Annotated in this window: 20 protein-coding genes and 2 pseudogenes; 9 read left to right on the top strand and 13 right to left on the bottom strand. The window is 67.4% G+C overall.

Features of this window, described 5'->3' with window-relative positions; genetic code table 11:
* Positions 1 to 231 precede the first annotated feature (231 nt).
* From ACE3RQ_RS15070 to ACE3RQ_RS15060, 3 genes and pseudogenes are all read right to left on the bottom strand, one after another.
* Positions 232 to 696 (bottom strand): annotated as a pseudogene (locus ACE3RQ_RS15070) (penicillin-binding transpeptidase domain-containing protein); the annotation flags it as partial.
* 35 nt (positions 697 to 731) lie between these two features.
* Entirely contained in the window at positions 732 to 2,042 is a 1,311-nt protein-coding gene (locus ACE3RQ_RS15065; protein ID WP_374522866.1) for an SIR2 family protein, read from the bottom strand.
* Between the two features lie 1,070 nt (positions 2,043 to 3,112).
* Positions 3,113 to 3,640: an OsmC family protein gene (locus ACE3RQ_RS15060; protein WP_374522865.1), complete on the bottom strand. Its 528-nt coding sequence runs from the start codon at positions 3,638 to 3,640 to the stop codon at positions 3,113 to 3,115.
* Positions 3,641 to 3,767: 127 nt separating this feature from the next.
* Between ACE3RQ_RS15060 and ACE3RQ_RS15055 the strand changes: the two genes are divergently transcribed.
* The 5 genes and pseudogenes from ACE3RQ_RS15055 (at position 3,768) to ACE3RQ_RS15035 (ending at position 8,673) form a co-directional block, all read left to right on the top strand.
* Entirely contained in the window at positions 3,768 to 5,291 is a 1,524-nt protein-coding gene (locus ACE3RQ_RS15055; RefSeq protein WP_374522864.1) for a winged helix-turn-helix domain-containing protein, read from the top strand.
* A 136-nt stretch (positions 5,292 to 5,427) separates the two neighbouring features.
* Positions 5,428 to 6,117, top strand: coding sequence for a cupin domain-containing protein (locus ACE3RQ_RS15050; protein WP_374522863.1), 690 nt, complete (start codon positions 5,428 to 5,430; stop codon positions 6,115 to 6,117).
* Positions 6,114 to 7,214: a flavin monoamine oxidase family protein gene (locus ACE3RQ_RS15045; RefSeq protein WP_374522862.1), complete on the top strand. Its 1,101-nt coding sequence runs from the start codon at positions 6,114 to 6,116 to the stop codon at positions 7,212 to 7,214. The genes ACE3RQ_RS15050 and ACE3RQ_RS15045 overlap by 4 nt, the downstream gene beginning before the upstream one ends.
* A gap of 68 nt (positions 7,215 to 7,282) precedes the next feature.
* Positions 7,283 to 7,744, top strand: a pseudogene (locus ACE3RQ_RS15040) (HIT family protein).
* The gene (locus ACE3RQ_RS15035; protein ID WP_374522861.1) at positions 7,741 to 8,673 is read left to right on the top strand and encodes an MBL fold metallo-hydrolase; all 933 of its coding nucleotides are present in this window, start codon (positions 7,741 to 7,743) and stop codon (positions 8,671 to 8,673) included. The pseudogene ACE3RQ_RS15040 and the gene ACE3RQ_RS15035 overlap by 4 nt, the downstream one beginning before the upstream one ends.
* 46 nt (positions 8,674 to 8,719) lie before the next feature.
* Here the strand turns inward: ACE3RQ_RS15035 and ACE3RQ_RS15030 are convergent, their stop codons facing one another.
* Positions 8,720 to 9,301: a hypothetical protein gene (locus ACE3RQ_RS15030; RefSeq protein WP_374522860.1), complete on the bottom strand. Its 582-nt coding sequence runs from the start codon at positions 9,299 to 9,301 to the stop codon at positions 8,720 to 8,722.
* Positions 9,302 to 9,484: 183 nt separating this feature from the next.
* Between ACE3RQ_RS15030 and ACE3RQ_RS15025 the strand changes: the two genes are divergently transcribed.
* Positions 9,485 to 10,534 (top strand): DMT family transporter, encoded by a 1,050-nt coding sequence (locus tag ACE3RQ_RS15025; protein WP_374522859.1) that lies wholly within the window; start codon positions 9,485 to 9,487, stop codon positions 10,532 to 10,534.
* A 56-nt stretch (positions 10,535 to 10,590) separates the two neighbouring features.
* A complete protein-coding gene (locus tag ACE3RQ_RS15020) occupies positions 10,591 to 11,235 on the top strand; it encodes a LysE/ArgO family amino acid transporter (RefSeq protein WP_374522936.1) in 645 nt (214 codons plus the stop codon).
* A 64-nt stretch (positions 11,236 to 11,299) separates the two neighbouring features.
* On the opposite strand, the gene ACE3RQ_RS15015 is transcribed toward ACE3RQ_RS15020, so the two are convergent.
* The gene (locus ACE3RQ_RS15015) at positions 11,300 to 12,640 is read right to left on the bottom strand and encodes a hypothetical protein (RefSeq protein ID WP_374522858.1); all 1,341 of its coding nucleotides are present in this window, start codon (positions 12,638 to 12,640) and stop codon (positions 11,300 to 11,302) included.
* Positions 12,641 to 12,964: 324 nt separating this feature from the next.
* Positions 12,965 to 13,291 carry a BON domain-containing protein gene (locus ACE3RQ_RS15010; RefSeq protein WP_374522857.1) on the bottom strand — a complete coding sequence of 109 codons (327 nt, stop codon included), beginning with the start codon at positions 13,289 to 13,291 and terminating at the stop codon, positions 12,965 to 12,967.
* A 201-nt stretch (positions 13,292 to 13,492) separates the two neighbouring features.
* On the opposite strand from ACE3RQ_RS15010, the gene ACE3RQ_RS15005 reads away from it, so the two are divergent.
* Together ACE3RQ_RS15005 and ACE3RQ_RS15000 are read left to right on the top strand one after the other, a co-directional pair.
* Positions 13,493 to 13,723 carry a DUF2789 domain-containing protein gene (locus tag ACE3RQ_RS15005; protein ID WP_374522856.1) on the top strand — a complete coding sequence of 77 codons (231 nt, stop codon included), beginning with the start codon at positions 13,493 to 13,495 and terminating at the stop codon, positions 13,721 to 13,723.
* Between the two features lie 159 nt (positions 13,724 to 13,882).
* Complete coding sequence (locus tag ACE3RQ_RS15000; protein WP_374522855.1) at positions 13,883 to 14,518, top strand: NAD(P)H-dependent oxidoreductase; 636 nt, start codon at positions 13,883 to 13,885, stop codon at positions 14,516 to 14,518.
* Between the two features lie 22 nt (positions 14,519 to 14,540).
* On the opposite strand, the gene ACE3RQ_RS14995 is transcribed toward ACE3RQ_RS15000, so the two are convergent.
* From ACE3RQ_RS14995 to ACE3RQ_RS14965, 7 genes are all read right to left on the bottom strand, one after another.
* Positions 14,541 to 15,311 (bottom strand): MBL fold metallo-hydrolase, encoded by a 771-nt coding sequence (locus tag ACE3RQ_RS14995; RefSeq protein ID WP_374522854.1) that lies wholly within the window; start codon positions 15,309 to 15,311, stop codon positions 14,541 to 14,543.
* Between the two features lie 36 nt (positions 15,312 to 15,347).
* Positions 15,348 to 15,752, bottom strand: coding sequence for a hypothetical protein (locus ACE3RQ_RS14990; protein ID WP_374522853.1), 405 nt, complete (start codon positions 15,750 to 15,752; stop codon positions 15,348 to 15,350).
* Positions 15,753 to 15,851: 99 nt separating this feature from the next.
* A complete protein-coding gene (locus ACE3RQ_RS14985; protein WP_374522852.1) occupies positions 15,852 to 16,850 on the bottom strand; it encodes a Bug family tripartite tricarboxylate transporter substrate binding protein in 999 nt (332 codons plus the stop codon).
* 53 nt (positions 16,851 to 16,903) lie between these two features.
* Complete coding sequence (locus ACE3RQ_RS14980) at positions 16,904 to 18,652, bottom strand: long-chain-fatty-acid--CoA ligase (RefSeq protein WP_374522851.1); 1,749 nt, start codon at positions 18,650 to 18,652, stop codon at positions 16,904 to 16,906.
* A 43-nt stretch (positions 18,653 to 18,695) separates the two neighbouring features.
* Entirely contained in the window at positions 18,696 to 19,865 is a 1,170-nt protein-coding gene (locus ACE3RQ_RS14975; RefSeq protein WP_374522850.1) for an acetyl-CoA C-acyltransferase, read from the bottom strand.
* 28 nt (positions 19,866 to 19,893) lie between these two features.
* Complete coding sequence (locus ACE3RQ_RS14970) at positions 19,894 to 22,008, bottom strand: 3-hydroxyacyl-CoA dehydrogenase NAD-binding domain-containing protein (RefSeq protein ID WP_374522849.1); 2,115 nt, start codon at positions 22,006 to 22,008, stop codon at positions 19,894 to 19,896.
* Positions 22,009 to 22,027: 19 nt separating this feature from the next.
* On the bottom strand, positions 22,028 to 23,188 hold the full coding sequence (locus ACE3RQ_RS14965) for an acyl-CoA dehydrogenase family protein (protein ID WP_374522848.1): 1,161 nt from the start codon (positions 23,186 to 23,188) through the stop codon (positions 22,028 to 22,030).
* Positions 23,189 to 23,278 lie beyond the last annotated feature (90 nt).

The following is a 23,278-nucleotide window of genomic DNA, read 5'->3' as shown; positions in this document are numbered from 1 at the left end:
GCGCTGGGCGAGCACGTCCGAATGAACCGCGCCATGACCAGAGGCCAAGCTGTAAGTCACCCGTATTGCATGAGTAGTGCTGGCGTGTTCAAGCCAATGGCGAGCAACCCATCTGGCCGCCAACCTCACCTCATTGCTTGGGGCTATCGCGGCGGCGCTTGAGATCACCACAATTGTTGGCCCACACCCGAAGCGCTTGTGGCCTCACCCCAGGCGCAGCGGCCACCTGCCTCACACCGGCGGCAACGCTTTCAGCGTGCGCAGCACCTGCCGCGTGATGTCGTTTCGCTTGGGCAGGTCGGCCAGGCGCTGCGGCGTGTCGATGTTCAGCGCAAAAAACACCGGGCCCGTGGGCCACTCCACCCAGCCCACTTGCCCGCTCCAGCCCGTCTTGGCCCGCAAGATCCAGTCAGGCCCGGCCTCGGTGACCATCACGTCTTTCACCAGCCGCTGGTGCGCCTCCGCAAACGGCAACTCGTTGCGGTACAGGCGCTGCAAAAACGCCACCTGCTCATGCGCTGAAATCGCCAAGTCGCCCTCCACCCAGAAGGGCACCGCGCCCGAGGCCAGCGCGTTGCCATAGCCCATCGCGCGCAGGTAAGCCGCCTCACGCGCCTCGCCCAACTGCCGCGCAAAGCCCTCAAACACCCACACCGTGGACTGCCGCATGACCGAGCGCAAGGTCTGGTCTTGGTTCCAGGCCGGCTCTTTGCCAAAGAGGGTATGCCGCGCTAAGGGCGGGCTACTAGTTCAAGAGCATCTTTCCGCTTTGTATTGGCCTGAATGTAGCTTCTGACGAGGTTTCGATTGCCTGGGGTCAGCGAGGTCCATCCAGCAGACCAAGTGCGGTAGGCCTGCCATGAGTATCCGAGTTCCTGCCCCTTACTCATGCTTTCCATTGATTTAAGGGTGGCCTTCAGGAATGAATCCTGAATTTCAGTTCCCGCAAGATCAATTAGCGATGCCAAGTAAGTAAGCCATCGTGCTAGGTGTCCATATTGAGACCAAGCCCCATAACCATTTGTGTAGCCAATCTTCCTTTCAATGATCGTGCCAAGAAGCTTGACAACCTCGGCGCCATTCAGGCTCGATCCAATTGCGGAAATTGACGCAATGATCTCGAAGAACGATGTCTCTATTTGAAGGTAATTGTCGGTGAATGAATGATTGTCATAAAGGACCTTCTTGATGTTTTTCTTTGACTTTTCTGCGCACTTGATGGCGTCGGGTAATGCTGCGTTTACATTGCGAAAGAAGTCTAGAACCTCAGTCTGATCTATGACGCGAATAGCGAAGCTGTGGGCGTAGTAGTCTTTAATGTGCTGATCAACACTACCTCTGGACACCAAGAAGATATTGCCGCCAATCACATTGGTTCTGGAGAAGCCCTTATAGTCGCTCAGGATGGTCTTGAGATTGGTGTCGCCAAGCGAATATCCCAAAATCACGACGGTGTTTTCATGAAGTATGGTGCTCAGTTTTTTGGCGAAGTATGAGTCGCTGTTGAGAAAGCGGAAATAGTCGTCGGAAGTTACAACCATGTTTCGCGGCGAGTCGATCGAGCCGTGGACATGATAGACCTGTATGTTTGCGGCGGAGCGTGGTACAGGAAGCCCAGGTGTTATAGTTTGTGGTCCAACCTTCAGCGCAAGTTGCTCAAACAACTTGTCATAGTTGGTAGTGACAACTTCGAAAGTATTTGCCTCAATGAAATCGGTAACCGGCTTGTTGTCACCTGCTAAAACAAGTTTTCTAATGAAATTGGCGATCTCTTCATGGGCAGACTTGCCGATCTTTTGGAGTTCGATGTCGATTATCTGAGCCGCTTCTTCCAATGGCAGGGGGTTGGGAGAGCCTGTAGGAAACAGCGCAGCTTTGAGGTTGGCGTTGGTTGGCGCAGGCAGCAAAGCACTGAGGGACTCGAGGAGGGCTTGCCAGCTTGGAGCTGCATTCGCAGTAACAGCCTTCGAGAAGCCCGTTCCAGTAAAGAGGCATAGCCTCCGTGACGCTGCAGCGTATGCAATTTCGAAGTAGTTGCTCATGGAAGGTTAGATATCGATATAGAAATCATTTGATCAGCATCGTGTGGCTTTATTTACAAGGTTTGTGTTGATTAATAGTTTAAGAATTTGGTATTTTAGATTTCGCAGAGTCATGGCTAAAATAGTCGGATAATGGTCCCTAATTGTGATGAGTGATCTCTCCAGTATTCGGGTCTTGGGCTGTTTTGCTTTACATATTTTATCTTGGTTGGTGGTGCGTTTTTGTCATTCATTTGTTATCGAAATTTCTCAAATCATCTTTGGTGAAAGTGTTTGTGTGGTAATTCTTCTATGGTGATGGGTTCACGTTATTTTCCTTGATCTGGAGACTGTTGTGAATCTCAAGTCCTGACTTCTCAATGGTGTTCAAGCGGATTGATTTCTCATTCGATCCACATCTCGGATATAGATGTTCTGGTACTGGGTGATAAGCCCGTTCTTTTAGAGAGGAAGCACACAGTTCGTGGGAGACCGCTTTGGGCTGAGATCAGCGTTTCAGCGGGCCAGCACCACTGTCCGCTACTGCTGCATTGCAGTAATGGCTTTCGGCTGCCCAGTACCCATGAATGACAGTGATGCCCCGAGTCCTCTAATCGTAGTGGCCCCGTCCATGTTTAACCCTCCCCCCCATGCGCAAACGCAGCGCTGGCGTCTATGCAAAAGGCGAGGAAGAAGGCAGTTGAGCCCAGCCAACCCGCGCGCAGCGGGCGGGTGGTGGCAGCAGCAGACGCCACCGTGAAAAACAGCGCAGGTACGCAAATAGGCGCGGTTCTGCGCGCAGTGCCGGTGATGGGCATGGTCGATCTCCCTGTGATCGTTATGTATTGACAACGATCGTATTGCGCATGGTTACAAATGCGCGTCACCCATTTGTGGGAACTTTCGGGTTTTCCTGTGGTGCAAACGGATGGCCAGCAATTCAGTGGTTGGCCATTGAATAGTTGGCAATGGGCTGGCCGCGTTGGCGGCAGGGGCCAAAGCGATTCCCAAAAAGGAAAGTGCCCACCCAAATGGCTCGGTGTGGGCGGGTGCGGCGGTGCGGGGGCGCCCGCCGCCCAAACGGTGCGGGCTCAGCCGTGAAACGCCACCTCCATCACGGGCGACTGTTTCAGGGTTTGGCTCACCACGCAGCAGCGTTCGGCGGCGGTTTGCAGTTTCTTCAGCAGCTCGGGCGGGGTGCCGTCTTGGGCTTTGATGTGCACGTCGGTGCGGATGTGCTGGTAGCCCACGGGCACGCCGGCTTGCACGCCCAGGGCGCCGCGGGCGTCAAACGTGGCGTGCACTTGCACTTGCAGTTCGGTGAGCGCAATGCCCATGGCGCGGGCCACCATGCGGATAGACGCGTCTTGGCAGGCGGCCAGGGCGGCGCAGAGCAGGTCGCCGGGGCAGGGCGCGTCGTAAGGGCCGCCCACGGCGCTGTGCACGCTAACGGGCCAGGGCTGGGTACCTTCTTTGCTGGGCCGCACCTGGGTGTGGAAGGGGTCGACGGGGTGGGGGCCGCTGGTGGTGGCGTGGTTGGTGGCCAGGGCTTGCTCTGGGTCGGCCAGGTACAGGGCGCGCAGCTCGCTTGGGCTGGGGTGGGGGGTGCTGGGGTTCATGCGGGCGCTCCTCAGTGGGTTGGGGTGGCCCAACGGTAGCCAGCGCGGGCGCGGCTGCCCTTTAAATTTCCTAAGAATTGGCTAAACATGGCCCTTGGCGGGTTGTCGCCGTGGCGAGGGAATGCCCATGCAAGAGCCTTTGCGTTTTGACCGTTTTGAGCTGCGGCCGGCCGAGCGCCTGTTGCTGGTGGACGGTGCGCCGGCGCCGCTGGGCGCGCGTGCGTTTGATTTGCTGGTGTGCCTGCTGGCGCACCGAGACCGGGTGCTCAGCAAAGACGAGATGCTGGCCGCCGTGTGGCCGGGCCTGGTGGTGGAAGAAAACAACCTGTCGGTGCAGGTGTCGGCGCTGCGCAAGGTGCTGGGCGCGCAGTCCATTGCCACGGTGCCGGGGCGGGGCTACCGCTTCGCGCTGCCGGTGGCGCCGCTGGATGAGGGCGTGGCGGCCCCGGTGCCGCGCCCGGCGGCGGCCAGCAAAACCACGCTGGCGGTGCTGCCGTTTCAGGTGCTGTCCAGCGAGCCGGGCCTGCAGTTTCTGGCAGACGGCCTGGCCGAAGACGCCATTGCCCTGCTGGCGCGGGTGCCAGGTTTCTGGCTGATCTCGCGCGCCTCGTCGTTTGCGTTTCGGGGGCACGCGGTGTCGGTGCCCGAGGTGGCGCGGCAACTGGGCGTGCGCTACGTGGTGGAGGGCAGCGTGCGCCCGCAGGCCGATGGGGTGCGCGTGTCCACCCAGCTCATCGACGCGGCCACCGGCCACGTGCTGTGGAGCGGCCGGTTTGACCGCCGCCGCGCTGAAGCGGCTGACCTGCAGGAAGACATTGCGCGCGGCATCATGGCCGAGCTGGAGCCCGAGCTCACCCGCGCCGAGATCGCGCACGTGCGCCGCCAGCGGCCCGAGAACCAGGACGTGTGGGCGCATTACCACCAGGCCATTGGCTCGCTGGCCATGCAGGGCTGGAGCCGCGAGGCCATGCAAGAGGCGCGGGCGCGCCTGCGGCACAGCGTGGCGCTAGACCCCAGCTTTGGCCTGGGCCATGCGCAGTACGCGCTGCTCACGGCCTTGTCGGTCAACATCAACTTGCAGCCCGACGCGGCGGGCCTGGCGGCCGATGCCCTGGCCGCCGCGCAGCGCGCCCTGGCGCTGGACGACGGCAGCCCCGAGGTGCTGGGCTACGCCGGCTGCGCCCTGTGTGACCTGGGCCAGCGCGAGCCAGGCGTGGCGCTGCTGCAGCGCGCGCTCGATCTTGACCCGAGCAACGCCCAGGCCCACGTGGCCATGGGCGCCTCGCTGGGGCTTGGCGGCCAACTGGCGGCGGGCATTGAGCAAATGCGCTTTGGCATGCAGATCAGCCCGCGCGACCGGCGCCTGGGTTTCTGGGGCTGGGCGCTGGGCGTGTTTTTGTTGCGGGCCGAGCGGGCTGGCGAGGCCTTGGCCGAGGCGCGCACCGCCGCCCGGCGTGACCCGCGTTTTCATTTGCCGCACGTGCTGCAGGCCGCCGCGCTGCTGCAGCAGGGGCACGGCGCAGAGGCCAGCGCCGCCCTGGCCACGGCCCGCCAGTTGTGCCCCGCGCTCACCCTGAAAGAGGTGGGCCTCAGCCACGGCCGGTCGGTGGCCGAGCGGCTGGCGCCGCTGTGGGCTGAGGGCGCGGCCTAGCGCGCAGCGGCCCCCAATGCCCGGTGCGCGCCAGGGCAATCGGGCCCCGGCCTGGGCACGCTTTCGGGTCAGCGCACACAATGCCGCGCCGTGGCGCCCGGTGCGCCTTTTTTGTCTGCCAGCCCATTCGCTTCCCATGCGCCTGAACGCCGATTTCTCTCAACGCGCCACCGTGCCCGCCCACCAGCAGCAGTGGGTGGCCTCGCCGCAGGGCGGGGTGGAGCGCGCCATGCTGGACCGCGTTGGCGCCGAAAAAGCGCGCGCCACCAGCCTGGTGCGCTACCTGCCCGGCGCCACCTTTCCCCCGCACCAGCACCCCGGTGGCGAAGAAATTCTGGTGCTCTCGGGCACCTTTGCCGACGAACACGCCAGCTACCCCCAGGGCTGGTACCTGCGCAACCCGCCCGGCTCGGCCCACCGCCCCGCCAGCCCCGGGGGCGCGCTCATCTTCGTGAAGCTCTGGCAAATGCCGCCCACCGAGCGCGAGGCGGTGCGCGTCAACACGCACGACGCGGCCCACTGGCAAGCTCAGGCCGACCGCGCCGTGTGCCCGCTGTTCCAAAGCGAAGCCGAGCAAGTGAGCCTGCAACGCCTGGCCCCCGGCGCGGTGTTGAAGCCCGATGCCACGGGCGGCGCCGAGCTGCTGGTGCTGGCGGGCGAACTGCGGGCCGCCGAAGGCGATGCGCCGCCCCTTACCCCGCATGGCTGGTGCCGCTTGCCGCCCGCTGAGGCCTTGGCCTGGGTGGCCGGCCCGCAGGGCGCCACCGTGTACCTCAAGACCGGGCACCTGGCCCAGGTGCTGGGGCTTGACCAGGGGCTGGCGTGAGCGCGCGGCGCGTGCGCGTGGCCATCGTGGGCGGTGGCCTGAGTGGCCTGTACGCCGCGCACCGGCTGCAAGAGCAGGGCGAGCGCCACTGGGCGCTTTTCGAGGCCCGCCCCAGCCTGGGCGGGCGCATTCTCTCGGCCCCGGCCGGGCCTGCCGAGGGCCTGGACTTGGGCCCCACCTGGTTCTGGCCCGAGCTGCAGCCCGAGCTGGACGCGGTGGTGGCCAGCCTGGGGCTGGCGCGCTTTGAGCAGTTTGAGGCGGGCGACATGCTGCTTGAGCGCAGCCCGCACGAGCCCGTGCACCGCCTGGGTGGCTACGCCAACTCGCCCGCCGCCATGCGCCTGGTGGGTGGCATGGCCGCCTTCGTGAATGCACTGGCCAGCCGCCTGCCCGCCCAGCAACTGCACACCGGCCACGCGGTGCGCGAGCTGCACCGCAGCGCCACCCACACCGAGCTGCGGGTGCAAGACGCCAGCGGCCAGGCCGCCACCTGGCAGGCCGAGCACGTGTTGCTGGCCTTGCCGCCGCGCCTGGCCGCGCAGCGCCTGGTGTTCAGCCCCGCCTTGCCCGCGCCGCTGCTGGCCCAGTGGCGCGCCACGCCCACGTGGATGGCGCCGCACGCCAAGTTCCTGGCCGTGTACCCCACGCCTTTCTGGCGCGAGCAAGGCTTGTCGGGCCAGGCGCGCAGCGCGCGCGGGCCGCTGGTGGAAATTCACGACGCGTCCATGCCCGGCGGCAGCGCCGCGCTGTTTGGCTTTGTGGGCGTGCCCGCGCACGTGCGCCAGGGCGTGGCCCCCGAGGCCTTGTTGGCCCACTGCCAGGCGCAGTTGGTGCGCCTGTTTGGCGAGGCGGCGGCCCACCCCGTGCACACCCACCTCAAAGACTGGGCGGCCGACCCGCTCACCGCCTCGGCACAAGACCTGGACGCCACCGGCCACCACGCCGCCGCCCCGGCCGCCCGCGCGGCCGATGGCCCCTGGGCGGGCGGCCTCACTTGCATTGCCAGCGAGTGGTCGCCGCAGTTTCCGGGCTACCTGGCCGGCGCGGTGGAGGCCGCCACGCTGGGGCTGCGCGGCATGGCTTCAGGCGCGCGCTGAGCACCGGCAGAATGCGGACTGACCCAGCGGCCGCCTTCTCGGGCCGCCCATTCAAGGAGACATGCCCCATGCCCCAGTTTGTTGATCACTCGCCGCCCGGCGAGTGCGTGTTTTGCCGCATCGCGCGCGGCGAGTTGCCGGCCGCGCTGGTGCACCAAGACAAGCTCACCCTGGCCTTCATGGACATTGGCCAGGTGAACCCCGGGCACGTGCTGGTGGCCACCCGGCGCCACGCCGCCAACCTGTTCGAGCTCACGCCAGAAGAGGGCGCGGCGGTGATGCACACCGCCCAGCGCATCGCCCAGGCCATTGCCCACACCTTCCACCCACCGGGCCTCACGCTCTTGTAGGCCAACGGCAAAGAGGGCGACCAAACCGTGTTCCATTTCCACCTGCACTTGCTGCCCCGCCACGCCAACGACGGCGTGGGCCTGCTGTGGCCGCGCAAAGAGCCCGGCATGCCCACGCTGCTGGGCTACGCGCAGCAACTCTCGGCCCAGTTGGCCTCGGGCCAGGGGGCACCCACATGAGCCCACTTCGCTGGACCTTGGCCTGCGTGGCCAGCCTCAGCCTGTTGGCCGCGCTGCCGGCGCGGGCGGTGGACGTGCGCTTCGAGAAAGTGGTGGAGGGCGTGTACGCCTTCATCGGTGAGACCGGCCCACGCACCGAATCGAACGAAGGCCTCAACGCCAACCTGGGCCTGGTGCTCACGGCCGAGGGCGCGGTGCTCATTGACAGCGGCGCCACTTTCCAAGGCGCGCGCCAGGTGCACGAGGCCATTCGCCGTGTCACGCCGCTGCCGGTGCGCTGGGTCATCAACACCGGCGGGCAAGACCACCGCTGGCTGGGCAATGGCTACTTTCTGGCGCAAGGGGCCGAGGTGCTGGCCCACGCCGCCGGGCAGGCCGACATGGCCAACCGGGGCGGAGAGCAACTGGCCGCGCTGAAGCAGGTGATGGGGCCTAAGGCCGACGGCACGGTGCCCACCTTTCCCAGCCGCTGGTTGCAAGGGCCTGATGCGTCGCTTGCACTGGGCGGTGTGCGCTTTGAGTTCAAGCACCGGGGTGGCGCCCACACGCTGGGGGAAATGCTGGTGTGGCTGCCGCAACAGCGCGTGCTGTTCAGCGGCGACGTGGTCTATGTGGACCGCATGCTGGGCGTGCTGCCGGTGAGCAACACCCGGGCCTGGCTGGACACCTTTGCCGAGATCGAGCGCCTGGCGCCCGAGCGCATCGTGCCGGGCCATGGCCGCGTGAGCGACCTGGCCCGCGCCCGCGCCGACACCCGCGACTACCTGGCTGCCCTGCGCGCCCACATGAAGCGCGCGGTGGACGAGGGGCTAGACATCGGCACCGCCATCAAAGGCTTTGACACCCAGCCCTACCAGCGGCTGGCCAATTCGGCCGAGCTGCTGCCGGGCAACGCCAGCCGCGTTTACCTGGAGATGGAGCGCGAATAGCGCCCGCGCCGGGCCACCGCTCAGGGCCGTCGCTCAGGGCCGTCGCTCAGGGCCGCATCGCCCCGCACAGCCCGAAGCCGGTGCTGCCGCCAAACGGCGTGCAGGTGCCCGAGCCGCAGTCGCTGGCCTGGCGGCAGGTGCCGGGCTCGCTGGCCGAGGGCGTGCAGTATTCAAAGGCCGGCACGTCTTGCACCTGTGTGCCGCCGCCGGGGGTGGTGACCGTCACCTTCAAGGTCTTGGGGCTCACCCAGTGCCGGGTGGCGGGCACGATGCAGCCGCTGGGCGCGTCCTGCACCTGGTAGCGGTGGTCGGGCAGCACGTCCAGCTCGAAGCCGTAGTTGCGGTAGTTGCCCACGCCCACCAGCACGCCAGCGCCCCAGGCGTAATGCGCCTCCACCCAGTGGCGCCCCGGCGCCAGGGTGAGGGTGGGCTGCGGTGCCAGGCGCTGCCCGTTCAGGTGCACGAAGGTGAAGGTGGAATAGGCGGACACAAAGTCGCGCCCGCAGCTGTCGGTGCTGCAGCGTTGCCAGCCCTGTAGGTTGGCGGCGCCGGCCGGTGGGGCGGGCGGCGGGCCGCTGGGCGTGGACGAGCAGGCGGTCAGCAGCACGGCCAGTGCGCAGGCGGCCATGCCAAGGGTCAACACACGGGGTGGACGAGCGGTGCGCACAGAAGCCTTTGCGGGGTGGGGCGATGCGGCCATTGTTGGCGCCCAGGCGCTGGCGGGCAAGCACCCTTGCGCCGGGGGCCGGCTTGCCCGCTGTCACAGGCAGGGGCTAAGCTCGTTTGCTCTCTTTCATGGCCCCACCGATTCGTGAACTCCCCCACCACCCCCGTTGTGCGCGGCGCCGCCCTGGCCCTGCTGGCCGCTGCCTTGTTTGGCCTGAGCACGCCCTTGGTTCAACGCTTTGGCCTGGGCCTGGGGCCGTTCACCACGGCGGCCTTGCTGTACGGCGGGGCGGCGCTGGTGGCGCTGGTGCAGCGCAGGGGCGCGGGTCAAGAGGCGCCGCTGCGCCGCACCGACGCTCCCCGCCTGCTGGCCATGGTGCTGGCGGGCGCGGTGGTGGGGCCGGTGGCCCTGGCCTGGGGCTTGCAGCGCACCAGCGGCGCCAGTGCCTCGCTGCTGCTCACGCTGGAAGCGGTGTTCACCGCCGTGCTGGCCTGGCGCTGGTACGGCGAGGCGCTGGGCCCGCGCGTGAAGGCGGCCGTGGCCCTGCTGCTGGCCGGTGGTGCACTGCTGGTGTGGGACCAGGGCCTGGCCGGGCAGGTGCAACAGCTGGGCCTGCTGGCCGTGGCCCTGGCCACGGTGGCCTGGGGCGTGGACAACACCCTCTCGCGCGGCGTGGCCGAGCGCGACCCCGGCCAGGTGGTGCTGGTCAAGGCGGCGCTGGGGGCCTTGGCCACCGCCACGCTGGCGCTGCTGCGGGGCGAACCCTTGCCTGCCACCACCAGTGCCTTGGCCCTACTGGCCGTGGGCGCCAGCGGCTATGGGCTGAGCCTGCGCTTCTATTTGCTGGCGCAGCGGCAATTTGGCGCCGCGCGCACCGGCTCGGTGTTTGCGTTTGCGCCCTTCATGGGCGCGCTGGGTGCCTTTGCCCTGGGTGAGCGCGCGCCCAGCGCGCTGCTGGCCCTGGGCGGCGCCCTCATGGTGGCCGGCGTGGTGCTGCACCTGCTGGAAGACCACCGTCACGAACACGAGCACGAGGCGCTGGAACACGAGCACGCCCACACCCACGGAGACGGCCACCACCTGCACCGGCACGACCCCATGCCCTCCGGGCCGCACAGCCACTGGCACCGCCACGAGCCCATGCGCCACAGCCACCCGCACGTGCCCGACGCGCACCACACGCACCGGCACTAAGCCCGCCAGCCTCGCTTCGTGCCGGTGCTCTGGCAAGCTCTCCTTTTATGCCCATGATGGATTTCGGTACTTCCACTTTGTCGCTGGCCTGGCCGGTGTTCGCCCAGGGCCTGGCCCTGAGCCTGGGCCTGATCGTGGCCATCGGGGCGCAGAACGCCTATGTGTTGCGCCAGGGCCTGCGGCGCGAGCACGTGGGCAGCGTGGTGCTGTTTTGCGCGCTGGCCGATGCGGTGCTGATCAGCGCCGGTGTGCTGGGCATGGCGCAGGCCCTGGGCAACAGCCCGGGCCTGGCGCGCGCGCTGGCGCTGGCGGGTGCGGGTTTTCTGGCGGTGTACGGCTGGCGCGCCTTGCGCCGTGCGCGCCACGCGCAGGCGCTGCAGGCGGCCGGTGGCGGTCAAGGGCTGACGCGCGGTGCCGCGCTGGCGCAAGCGGCGGCCTTCACCCTGCTCAACCCGCACGTGTACCTGGACACGGTGCTGCTGGTGGGCAGCATCGGCGCGCAGCAGCCCGCACCGCTGCAAGGCTGGTTCGTGGCCGGGGCCAGCGCGGCCAGCCTAGCCTGGTTCGCTTCGCTGGGCTTTGGCGCGCGCTGGCTGGCGCCCTGGTTCGCGCGGCCGCGTGCCTGGCAGGTGCTCGACGCGCTGATTGGCCTGACCATGTGGGTGCTGGCCGCGTTGCTGCTGCGGCATGCCGTGAGCTGAGGTGGCCTCAACGGGATAAGTCGCTGACCAGTGCATCGACGACTCCTGCGACCTGCGTGCGGTATCAGAAGAAGTCGTCTTCTGGTGGTGGCGTGACGATGACCCCAAAGTCATTTGCGTTCTTGAACAGGTCGAATTCCTCGCTTGAATCGGTGAGGTGGGTCACCATTCGAACGAGTGCCGGGCAATGCTGAATGAACGTGCTTGCCTCTGCGAGACTGAGTGTTGGTACCTCATCAGGCCAGGCGAACACTTGCAGCTTGGTCAGCTTCGTCAGTTGCATCAGGCCCTGGCAGTCAAGGCCTTCGCAGTTCACCACCTCCAAGGTGTGCAGATTCGGGAACAGGACGGTGAGGGTTTCCAGGAAACCCTCGCTGAGGACCAAATGCCTCAAGACCAGGTGTTCCACTGAGTCGAGAGGAACCAGCTGGCCTGACGAGTGGATGGTCCAATTCACCCTGGCGAACCTCAAGCGTTTGCCGCCCGCTTGACCGGTGCCTGCCAAAGTCAGTTGCCGCAGGTAGGGCGCCTTCACCAAGTGGCACAGCTCCAGCCCAAAACCCGTTCGGTGACAAATCGAGCCGTGCAAGGTGAGCGTCTCTAGCTCGATGCCTTCGCCGACCAGGCTCGCCAGCAGCTTTTGCGGCGTGTTTTCATCGATGTATTCGAGCCAAAGATGCCTGAGCTCGGGCAGGCGGCCGATGACCGACGCTGTCTCGCAGCAGATGTTGGCCGCCCGCCTGAGCCTCAGATGGGTCAGGTTTTTCAACTGCCCCAGTGCAGTCCGTGCGAGATCGGAATAGCCACTGTGGAGCCTCACCTCCAGGAATGTGAGGTTCGGCAGTTGTGCCACCAGCTGCCAAGTGTCGATGGGCTCTTTCGCCTCATCTGACGAGGAGGAATCGCCATAGAAGCCTAGCTGATCCTGGACAAACCTGTCTTGGCCCACCATCAAGTAGGTGACGATCTGGGCCAGGCCGGGAAACTTGACTAAGGCCCTGTAAGCGCTGGACCGTCCGGTTCGACTGGACGAAGAGTCGTAGTTGCTGATGTACAGGCTGAGGCCCACGGCCACCTTGCCCTTCGGGCCGCCACCGCCGGCGCGACCGTTGGCGGTGAGCAGCAATGACTGCGGTAAGACCGGGTGGCTCGTGTTGGCGAAATGGATGTACCTCAGGAATGGGTACATCTTCGCGGCCGTGCGGTGCCGGATGCGGTTATTGAAGTACTCGGTGGGCAGGTGGAATCGAATTCCGACCACCCCGGCGCGCCAGGCCGTCAGAAACTGCTTGGAAACGTACGAGATCTCCTTATTGTCAACATTCAGGTACTGAAGTATTTCCTGCCACATATCAGTTGGAAGGCCTGTTGTGGCGAGGGCTTGCTGGTCGTTGTTCGGGTCCATGGGGTACTTTCGTGAAGGTGAGGGAGGAGACAGTTGCGCGCCTGGGCCGCTGTGTTGAGTGGCCATTGAGCGCAGCGCGTGTCGGTGCCCATTGCGTTAGGCCCCTGTCGGCAGGTCGGGCGCCAACAGGCCCGACGGGTCAAGGGCGGGTAATGCAGTGAGGGGCACCAGATCGGTGCCTTGGCTTTCGGGTGCATGCGTCCCCGGCCCTGCCGCGGAACCGATGAACGGCAAGCGCCGGACGCCACTTGGCGAGAGGTGCTTCAGATGCCGCGCTGCGCGCTGGCGCGGCTGGTCATTGAAGCCGCTGGCCGGGCCAGCGGTTCAGGGGCGCACGACGATCTGGTTTTTCACTTCTTTCACGCCGGTTACCGAGCGCGCCAGGCCCTCGGCGGTGTTGCGCTCGGCGGCACTCTTGGCGAAGCCCGAGAGCATCACCGTGCCGTTGAGCGTTTCCACACTGATGGACGAGCCGGCCACTGTCTTGTCTTCAAACAGTTTGGTTTTCACGGCGGTGGTGATGCCGGCGTCGTCCACGTAGGCGCCCACGGACTGCTGGCCTCGGCTGACAGCGCATCCCGATGCGCTCATCAGGGCGAGGCCAGTCAAGGTGGCGGCAACGGCTGCAGCGATGGTGTGGCGTGTGCGCATGGTGCATCTCCATGGAGTGAGGCCATTCATGCTAGGCGCCTGACTCGACCAGGCATTGAGCGCACTCAATGCGCGGCAGCATCAATGCGGCGCTTCAATGGTTCGCAACTCATCTACGCCACACAACATCGCGTGCGATCGCCTTGGGTGCTGGGCAGTGCCGGCGTATGCTTGCCCTGTTCGTCTTGAGGAGTTGCTCGAATGGAGTCATCGTTCCACCGCTTTTCCGACCTGTTTGCCCAGTTGGGCTTGCCCAACGACGTGACCAGCATTGCCGCCTTCGTGCGCCGACATTCGCCACTGCCCGCAGGTACCCTGTTGCACGAGGCGCCATTCTGGACGCCTGCGCAGGCCACGCTGCTGCGCGAGGAGCTGCAGGAGGACGCCGACTGGGCCGAGGTGGTAGACCAATTGAACGCGGCGCTTCGCTGACTGGTGCCACCGCTGTCATTGACGTGTCTTGGCGTCAAACGCCCTGTTGTCATGCACCCGCCGCACGCGGGTTATTCCGGCCGGGCTGGGCGGGCTGATCCAGGCGGGGTCATCATCGCGACCTCACTGATTCAAGCCACCCTGGCTTACAAGATTGCCATGTCCCAACTGCTCGACAAACTCCAGTGGCGCTACGCCGCCAAAAAGATGGACCCCAGCCGCGCCGTGCCGCAAGACAAGGTGGACCGCATCGTGGAGGCCGTGCGCCTGACCGCCAGCTCCAGCGGCCTGCAGCCCTACGAGGTGATCGTGGTCACCGACCCGGCCGTGCGCGCGCGCATTCGCGAACACGCCTGGAACCAGGCCCAGGTCACCGACGGCTCGCACCTGCTGGTGTTCGCCGCCTGGGACAACTACACCGCCGAGCGCATCAACGCCATGTTTGACCTGGTCAATACCGAGCGTGGCTTCGTCAACGAAGGCTGGGAGGCCTACCGCCAGAAGCTGCTGGCCCTGTACCCGCCGCGCCCCGCTGAAGAGAACCACCAGCACGCTGCCCGCCAGGCGTACATCGGCCTGGGCACCGCGCTGATCGCCGCCGCTGAAGAGCAGGTGGACGCCACCCCAATGGAAGGCTTCGACCCGGCCAAGGTGGACGAGATCCTGGGCCTGCGCGCGCGCGGCCTGCGCTCGGTGGTGATGCTGCCGCTGGGCTACCGCGCCGCCGAGGGCGACTGGCTGGTGAACCTGAAGAAGGTGCGTCGCCCGCGCGAGCAGTTCGTCTCCACGGTGTGAGCCCCGTCTGCGCGGGCCTGCCTCACGCCTGAAGGCCTTTCAGGTAGGCCCGTGCGATCTCGTGCAGCCGATCGCGGCCAAAGCTCGGGTCGTGCCCGGCGTGCACCACCTGCACCGGCAGGCTGAGCAGGCGCTCCATGGTGCGGGCGTAGGCGGCGCGGTCGCTGTGGTGCAGGGCATCGAGCAGCGGGCCGTCGTATACCGCGTCACCCGAAAACAGGGTGCCGGTGGCGGCCTCCCACAGGCCGATGCTGCCCGGCGAGTGACCGGGCAGGTGCAGCACCTCGAAGTGGCGGTTGCCCAGGTCGATCACGTCGCCTTCGTCCAGCGTGCGGGTGACGCTGGCGGCCTTGAGCTCCCAGGCCGAGAGGTCGTAGCCCGCCCAGGGCAGGGCGGTGACCGCCGGCCCACCGGTTTCGTAGCCGGGAAAGGCACCGTCGAAATCGGCCAGGTCGGTGTCGGGCCCTGATAGGTTGAAGCCGGCGCCGGGCCGGCGCAGCCCCTCGGCTTCCAGTCGGTGGCACCAGCATTCCGCGAATTCATGGTGGCCGCCTACGTGGTCCAGGTGCACATGGGTGGCCACGGCCGCCACGCGCTGGCCGAAAAGGTGGCGCGCGGCCTCGTGCAGGCTGCACAGGCCCAGGCCGCTGTCCACCACCAGGTCGAGGTGGCGGCCGCGGATGTGCCAGATGTTGCAACGCAGCAGTGGAATGACGTGCGGTTCGGTGATGAAGGTGATGCCGTCGCCCAGAGGGCGCATCTCGAACCATTGGCCTTGAATCGCTTGGAGCATGGGGGCGCGCAAGCAAGAGGCGCGCCGGATCATCTCTCAACCTCCGCCGAACAGTCCGTCTTCGTTGAGCAGCGCATAGGCGATTTCGGGGCGCTGCTCCATGCTCTTCTTGATGGCGGCGGGGATGTTCTGCCGCGTTTTGCGGCACAAGCCGCGCTGCTCGTGCACCAGGATCAGGATGCCGCGCAGGGTGCGCACCTCATTCGGGCTGGTGCCAATGCTCAGGCGAATGCCCAGTTGCTCTTCCATGCGCGTCTGCATGCGGCGCAGGTCGTCCAGGCTGGTGAGGTTTTCCAGGCGGTGCAGCAGGCGCTTTTCTTCCTCGCGGGTCAGGCGCATCACCCGCAGGTCGGCATCGGGTTCGCTGAGCAGGGCGTCGCGGTCGCACACGCACGCGCCGGGCGGGCACTCGGTGCGAAGCGGGATCGGGAAGGGGCTCATGTCCTGCGCGGGCCGATGAAAGAATGCGGCATTCTAGAGACGCCGCGCAGGCGCCCGCATGCCCTGGGGGCTTGGCCCCAGGCGCGCGGATGGTACGGCTTACTGCGCCACGAAGCCCGAGGACTTCACGATCGCTTCCCAGCGCTTGGCCTGGGCGGCGGCGCGGTTGGCCAGCTCTTCCGGGCCCTTGCCCACGGGGATGAAGCCCATGGTGAGGAGCTTGTCCTTCACCTCGGCCTGGGCCAGCACGTTGGAGAGGGCCTTGCTCCAGGCGGCCAGGGCGGGCGCGGGGGTGCCGGCCGGGGCGAAGAAGGCGTTGAAGTCACCGCCGGTGACGCTGGCGAAGCCCTGCTCGGCGAAGGTGGGCACGTCGGGCAGTTGCGGGGCGCGCTGCTCGGTGGACACGGCCAGCACGCGGATCTTGCCGCCCTTGTGGTTCTCCACCATGCTGCCCATCACGTCCACGCCCATGGGGATCTGGTTGCCCATCAGCGCCTGGTTCACCGGGGCGCTGCCCTGGAAGGGGATGGGGTCGAGCTTCACGCCAGCGGCCTCACCGAAGGCCAGGCCGTAGAAGTGCGGGGGCGCGCCCACGGCCGGGGTGCCGAACATGGCCTGGGCCGAGTTGGCCTTGGCGGCGGCAATCAGTTCGCGCAGGTTGGTGATCTTGCTGCTGGCGCTCACGGCCACGGCGAAGGGGAACTCGGCCACGGTGCCGATGGGGGCCAGGTCTTTCTTGGGGTCGTAGTTGAGCTTGGCCACGGTGTAGGGGTAGAGCGAGGTGATGGCGCCGGGGGCGAACATCACCACGCTGCCGTCGGCCGGGGCGTTCTTGAGCAGGTCCATGGCGATGCGCCCGCCCGCGCCGGGCTTGTTGTCCACGATCACCGGACGGCCCAGTTCGGTCTTGAGCTTTTCGGCCAGCAGGCGGGCGATGGCGTCAAACGAGCCACCGGCCGGGAAGCCCAGCAGCAGGCGCGCCGGGCGGGTGTCTTGGGCGTGCGCCAGCGGGCTGAGGCTGGCGGCCAGCAGGGCGGCGCCCAGGGCGGCGGTGGCGCGGCGGCGGTTGAAGGCAGTGAAAACGGTGCGTTGGGTCATGTCTCTCTCCTTTGGGTGGGTGGGCTGTTGAAAGGGGGGTGTGGCTGGTGTGATCAGCGCGGTGCGCTGGCGGCCGCCAGCCGGGCGGCGTCGCGTTGGTCTTGTTCGGCCTGGGCCTGGCGCCACAGCACCTTGCCGGTGGCGGTGCGGGGCAGCTCGTCCACCAGTTCCACCTCGCGGGGGTACTTGTAGGCGGCCATGTGTTCGCGCGCCCAGGCGATGAGGTCGTCGGCGGTGGCCTGGCCGCGGTGGCTGTCGCGCAGCACCACCAGGGCCTTCACGCTTTCGCCGCGGTAGGGGTCGCGGGTGGCGATCACGCAAGATTCTTTGATGGCCGGGTGCTTGTGCAGCATGGCCTCTACCTCGGCGGGCCACACCTTGAAGCCGCTGGCGTTGATCATTCGCTTGAGGCGATCGGCCATGAAGAAGAAGCCGTCGGCGTCTTGCCGGCCGATGTCGCCGGTGCGGAAGTAGCGCACGCCGTCGATCTCGATGAAGGCTTCTGCCGTGGCCTGCGGCTGCTGCCAGTAGCCGTGAAAGACCTGCGGGCCGTTCACCACGATCTCGCCCGGCTCGCCCACGGGCAGGGGCTGCAGGGTCTCGGGGTCGATCACCAGGGCGCGCGTGCCAACCCAGGGCATGCCCAGGCAGTGGCGGCGCGGCGCGTGCATGGGGTTGATGTGCGTGGGCGCGGCGGTTTCGGTCAGGCCGTAGCCCTCCACGTAGCGCAGGCCGAACACCTCTTGCAGGCGCGCGGCCACGGCATCTGGCATGGGGGCGCCGCCACCGCCGATGTAGCGCAGGCTGTTCAGGCGGTATTGGTTCAGGTCGTCACTGCCCAGCAGGTCGATGACCATGGTGGGGATGTTGGGCCAGTGGGTCACGCCATGGGCCGAGATGGCGCGCACGGCGACGCGGCGGTCCCAGCGCGGCAGCAGCACGATGCGGCAGCCGTGGCGGATGCTGGCGAGCATGCCCATCACCAGGCCGGTGATGTGGAACATGGGCACCACGATGAGGGTCACGTCGCCCGGGCCCATGCCCAGCCAGGGGCCCGCGCCCATGGCGTTGTGCAGCAAGGTGGCGTGGGTGTGCAGGCAGCCCTTGGCCGCGCCGGTGGTGCCGCTGGTGTAGGGCAGCAGGGCCAGGTCTTCGCCGCTGGCTTGCAGCGGCAGCGGGGCCGGGGCCTGGGCCAGCAGCTCGGCCCAGCGGTGGGTGCGCAGGCCGGCGGCGTGGGGTGCCGCGTGGCGCGTGGGCAGCCAGTGCTGCCACAGGCTGGGCCAGTCGCTGGTGTCGGGTGTTTCAGGCAGGCCATCGGCCAGGTCAAACCACACCAGGTGTTGCAGGCCTTGGCCCGCTGGCAGGCCGGCACTGGCCTGGGCCAGTTCTTGCGCAATGTCGCTGCTGGCCAGCGCCACCTTGGCCTGCGCGTCGTGGATGTAGTGGCCCAGCTCGTCGGCCTTGTTCATGGGGTTCACCGGCACCACCACGGCACCGGCGCGCAGCACCGCGTGGAAACCCACCACGTACTGCGGGCAGTTCTGCATGAAGAGCAGCACGCGGTCGCCGCGCTGCACGCCCAGGGCTTGCAGGGCGCCGGCCAGTTGCTCGGCCTCTTGCACCAGGGCGGCCCAGCTGTAATCGCGGCCCAGGAAGTGCAGGCCCACGGCATCGGGCGTGGCGGCGGCGCGGGCGGCGAAGCCTTGCCAGAGCGATTCGTTGGGCACCTCGATCTGGTGCGGCACGTGGGCGGGCCAGTCGGCCGGGCGGGAAGTGGGGGAGGCGGGGGAGGCTTGGGTCATGTTCTTGTCTCCTGCTGTTGTTTTGGGGGTCGGAAGGCGGCGGTCAGAGCACCTCGAACACGCCGGCCGCGCCCATGCCGCCGGCAATGCACATGCTCACGGCCACGCGCTTGGCGCCGCGCCGCTTGCCTTCGATGAGGGCGTGGCCCACCAGGCGCTGGCCGCTCACGCCATAGGGGTGGCCCAGGGCGATGGCGCCGCCGTTCACGTTCAGCCGCTCGGCCGGAATGCCCAGCTTGTCGCGGCAATACAGCACCTGCACCGCGAAGGCCTCGTTCAGTTCCCACAGGTCGATGTCGTCCACGCCCAGGCCCAGGCGGGCCAGGGCGCGCGGCACGGCAAACACCGGGCCAATGCCCATTTCGTCGGGTTCGCAGCCAGCGGCGGCAAAGCCCAGGAAGCGGCCCAGGGGCTGCAGGCCACGCTGCTCGGCCAGGGTCTCGTCCATCACCACGCAGGCGCCCGCGCCGTCGCTGAACTGGCTGGCGTTGCCGGCGCTCACCAGGCCACCGGGCAGGGCCGGGCGCAGGCCCGCCAGGGCGGCGGCGGTGGTGCCTTCACGGGTGCCCTCGTCGCGGCTGAGGGTGACCTCGCGCGTGACCAGGCCCAGGGCCTTGTCCACCACGCCAGCGGTCACGGTGATGGGCGCGATCTCGGCGTCAAACAGCCCAGCGGCCTGCGCGGCGCAGGCCTTTTGCTGGCTGGCGGCGCCGTACTCGTCCATGGCCTCGCGGCCAATGCCGTAGCGCTTGGCCACCTGCTCGGCGGTTTCCAGCATGCCCCAGTACATGGCCGGCTTGGCGCGGGCCAGATCGGGGTCTTGCAGCATGGCGGGGTTGGCCTGCACGCACGAAATGCTTTCCACCCCACCGGCCACGTACACCTGGCCTTCGCCGCTGGCGATGCGCTGCGCGGCCAGGGCAATGGCCTGCAGGCCGCTGGAGCAGAAGCGGTTGACGGTGAGGCCGGGCACGCCCACCGGGCAGCCGCCGGCCAGGGCGCTTTGGCGCGCGATGTTCAGGCCAGTGGTGCCTTCGGGGAAGGCGCAGCCCATGATCACGTCTTCCACCTCGGCGGGGTCAATGCCGGCGCGCGCGATGGCGTGGCGCACGGCGTGGCCGCCCAGGGTGGCGCCATGGGTCATGTTGAGGGCACCTTTCCAGCTTTTGGCAAGCGGGGTGCGGGCGGTGGAGACAACAACGGCTCGGGTCATGGTGGTGTGCGTGGGGTTGGCCGGGGTCTTAGCCGTGGAAGCGACCGCCTTCAGTGGCGAGGCGGGCGATCAGGGGGGCGGGTTGCCAGAAGTCGGCATCGCCATGCGGGGCGCTGGCGAAGCGGCGCATGGTCTGGGCCACGGCGTACAGGCCTTGTTGCTCGGCCCAGTGCATGGGGCCGCCGCGCCAGGCGGGGAAGCCGTAGCCGGTGAGGTAGACCATGTCGATGTCGCCCGCGCGGGCGGCCACGCCTTCTTCCAGAATGCGCGCGCCCTCGTTCACTAGGGCCAGCACCAGGCGTTGCACGATTTCCTCGTTCGCAATCTTTCGCGGGGCCAGGCCCAGGCTGGCGCGGTGCTGCTCGATCAGTTCGTTCACCACCGGGCTGATGGCGCCGTCGCGCTGGCCGGGGCGGTAGTCGTACCAGCCGGCGCCGGTCTTCTGGCCGAAGCGGCCCAGCTCGCACAGGCGGTCGGGCAGGCGGCTGTGGCGCACCTGCGGCTTTTCCACGTAATGGCGCTTGCGGATGGCCCAGCCAATGTCGTTGCCGGCCATGTCGCTCATGCGGAAGGGGCCCATGGGGAAGCCGAAGGTCTCGATGGCGCGGTCCACCTGCTGCGGGCTGCAGCCTTCTTCCAGCAGGAAGGCGGCCTGGCGGAAGTAGGGGTCGAGCATGCGGTTGCCAATGAAGCCGTCGCACACGCCCGAGACCACGCAGGTCTTGCGCAGTGTCTTGCCAAAGGCCATGGCGGTGGCCAGCACCTCGGGCGCGGTTTGCTCGCCGCGCACCACCTCCAGCAGCTTCATCACGTGGGCGGGGCTGAAGAAGTGCAGGCCCACCACGTCTTGCGGGCGACGGGTGAAGCCGGCGATGGCGTTCAGGTCGAGCGTGGAGGTGTTGCTGGCCAGAACCGCGCCGGGCTTCATCACCGCGTCAAGCTGGCGGAACACCTGCTCTTTCACGCCCATGTCTTCGAACACGGCCTCGATCACCACGTCGGCCTGGGCGATGTCGGCGTAGGCCAGGGTGCCGTTCAGGCGGCCCAGGCGGTCGGCCAGGGCCTCGGGCTTGAGGCGGCCCTTGGCCGCCTGGCCCTCGTAGGTGCTGCGAATGTTGCCCATGCCGCGCTCCAGCGCGGGGGCCTGGGTTTCCAGCAGGCTCACGCGCAGGCCGGCGTTCAGGCAGGCCATGGCAATGCCGCTGCCCATGGTGCCGGCGCCCACCACGGCCACGTGTTGAACCGGGCGGGTGGGGGTGCTGGCAGGCACGTCGGCGATCTTGCCGGCGGCGCGCTCGGCCACGAACACGTGGCGCAGGGCGGCGCTCTCGGGCGTGTTCATCAGGTCCAGGAACACCTGCAGTTCTTGCGCCAGGCCGGCGGCCAGCGGCAGGCGGGTGGCGGCTTCCACCAGGTCAATGGCGCGCAGGGGCGCGCTTACGTGGCGCGCCTGGCCTTTGAGCATGGCGCGGGCGAAGGCGAAGTAGCCCTCGGCGCGCGGGTGGCAGGCTTTGCGGTCGCGCAGGCTGGGCAGGGGCTGGCCGGCCTGGGCTTGCTGGGCCGCCTCGGCGGCCAGGGCCAGGGCCTCGTCGAGCAGGGTGTCGGCGCTGGTGGCCACGCGGTCGAGCAGGGCCTGGCCAGGCACGCGCGCGGCGGCCGCGGCGGTGATGGGCTCACCGCTGGTGATCAGGTTCAGCGCGGCCTCCACGCCCAGGGCGCGCGGCAGGCGCTGCGTGCCACCGGCACCGGGCACCAGGCCCAGCTTCACCTCGGGCAGGGCCAGGCGGCAGTTGGGCTCGGCGATGCGGTAGTGGCAGCCCAGGGCCAACTCCAGCCCGCCGCCCATGGCCACGGCATTGAGCGCGGCCACCACCGGCTTGGTGCAGTGCTCCAGCGCGTCAATCAGCGTGGGCAGGTTGGGGTGCTGGTAGGCCGTGGGCGAGCCGAATTCGGTGATGTCGGCCCCGCTGCTGAAGGCGCGCGGCCCGCCGGTGAGCACGATGGCGCGCACGCTGGCGTCGGCCTGTGCGTCTTCCAGGGCGCGCAGCAGCGCCTGGCGCGTGGCCAGCGACAGGCCGTTGAGGGGAGGGTTGTCCAGGCGCAGCACGGCCACATCGGCGCGCCGCTCGGTGAGAACAGTCATGGGGTCTCCAGCAGAGGGGTCAGCGGCGCGGCTCGTCGCAGATGGCGCGGGCGATGATTTCTTTCATGATTTCCGAGGTGCCGGCGTAGATGCGCTCAATGCGCGCATCGCAATAGGCGCGGGCCACCGCGTATTCCTGCATGTAGCCGTAGCCGCCATGCAACTGCACGCACTCGTCGGTCACGCGGTCCAGCAGCTCGGAATGCCACAGCTTGCCGGCCGAGGCCGAGGCGGTGTCGAGCTGGCCCAGCAGGTGGCGCTGAATGAGGCTGTCGCACAGCGCGCGGCCGGCCTGCAGGTCGGCCCAGAGCGAGGCGAGCTTGAAGCGGGTGTTCTGGAAATCGGCGATGCGCTGCTGGAAGGCCTTGCGCTCTTTCACGTACTCCTGCGTCCAGCCAAACACGGCCTCGGCACGGGCCTGGCAGTTCACCGAGATGCACAGCCGCTCTTGCGGCAGCTCTTGCATCATGTAGCGAAAGCCCTTGTTCACCTCGCCCAGCAGGTGCTCGGGGCCCACGCGCACGTTCTCGAAAAACAGCTCGGCCGTGTCTTGCGCGTGCTGGCCGATCTTGTGCAGGTTGCGCCCGCGGCTGAAGCCCGGCATGTCGGCCGTGACCACGAACATCGAGATGCCGGGCTTGCCGGCTTCGTCTTCGGTCTTGGCGGCCACCACGATCACGCCGGCGTTCTGGCCGTTGGTGATGAAGGTCTTCTGGCCGCTGATCAGCCAGCCATTGCCGTCGCGCAGGGCGCGGGTGCGGATGTTGGCCAGGTCACTGCCAGCGCCGGGTTCCGTCATGGCGATGGAGCCCACCAGCTCGCCGCTGACCATGCGCGGCAGGATCTGCTGCTGAATGGCCGGCGTGCCGTAGTGCGCGATGTAGGGCGCCACCACCAGCGAGTGCAGGTTGAAACCCGGGCCGGTGGCGCCAATGCGGCAAAGCTCCTCCGACACCACGATGTCGAACAGGAAATCGGCACCCGGGCCACCCAGCGACTCGGGCAGCCAGGCGCACAGCAGGCCGTTCTCACCGGCCTTGCGCCACACCTCCAGCGGCACGCCATGGGCCTGTTCCCATTCGGCGTGGTGAGGGGCAATTTCGTTTTCGCAGAAGCGGCGAACCTGGTCCCGGAAAGCCTCGTGCTCCGGGCCGAAGAAGGGGCGGGCGATGGCCTGCATGCGTGTCTCCAAGGGCTGTGTGTCGGCAATGTCTTTTTTAGTTATGCAAGCATAATCGAAGTTTGTCAACTAGACTTGACCAAATAAGCC

Origin of the sequence: Hydrogenophaga sp. (genome assembly GCF_041913525.1) — a bacterium.
Lineage (GTDB): Bacteria > Pseudomonadota > Gammaproteobacteria > Burkholderiales > Burkholderiaceae_C > Hydrogenophaga.
Note: the sequence above shows the minus strand (reverse complement) of the source record. Positions and strands in the feature narration are given on the sequence as shown.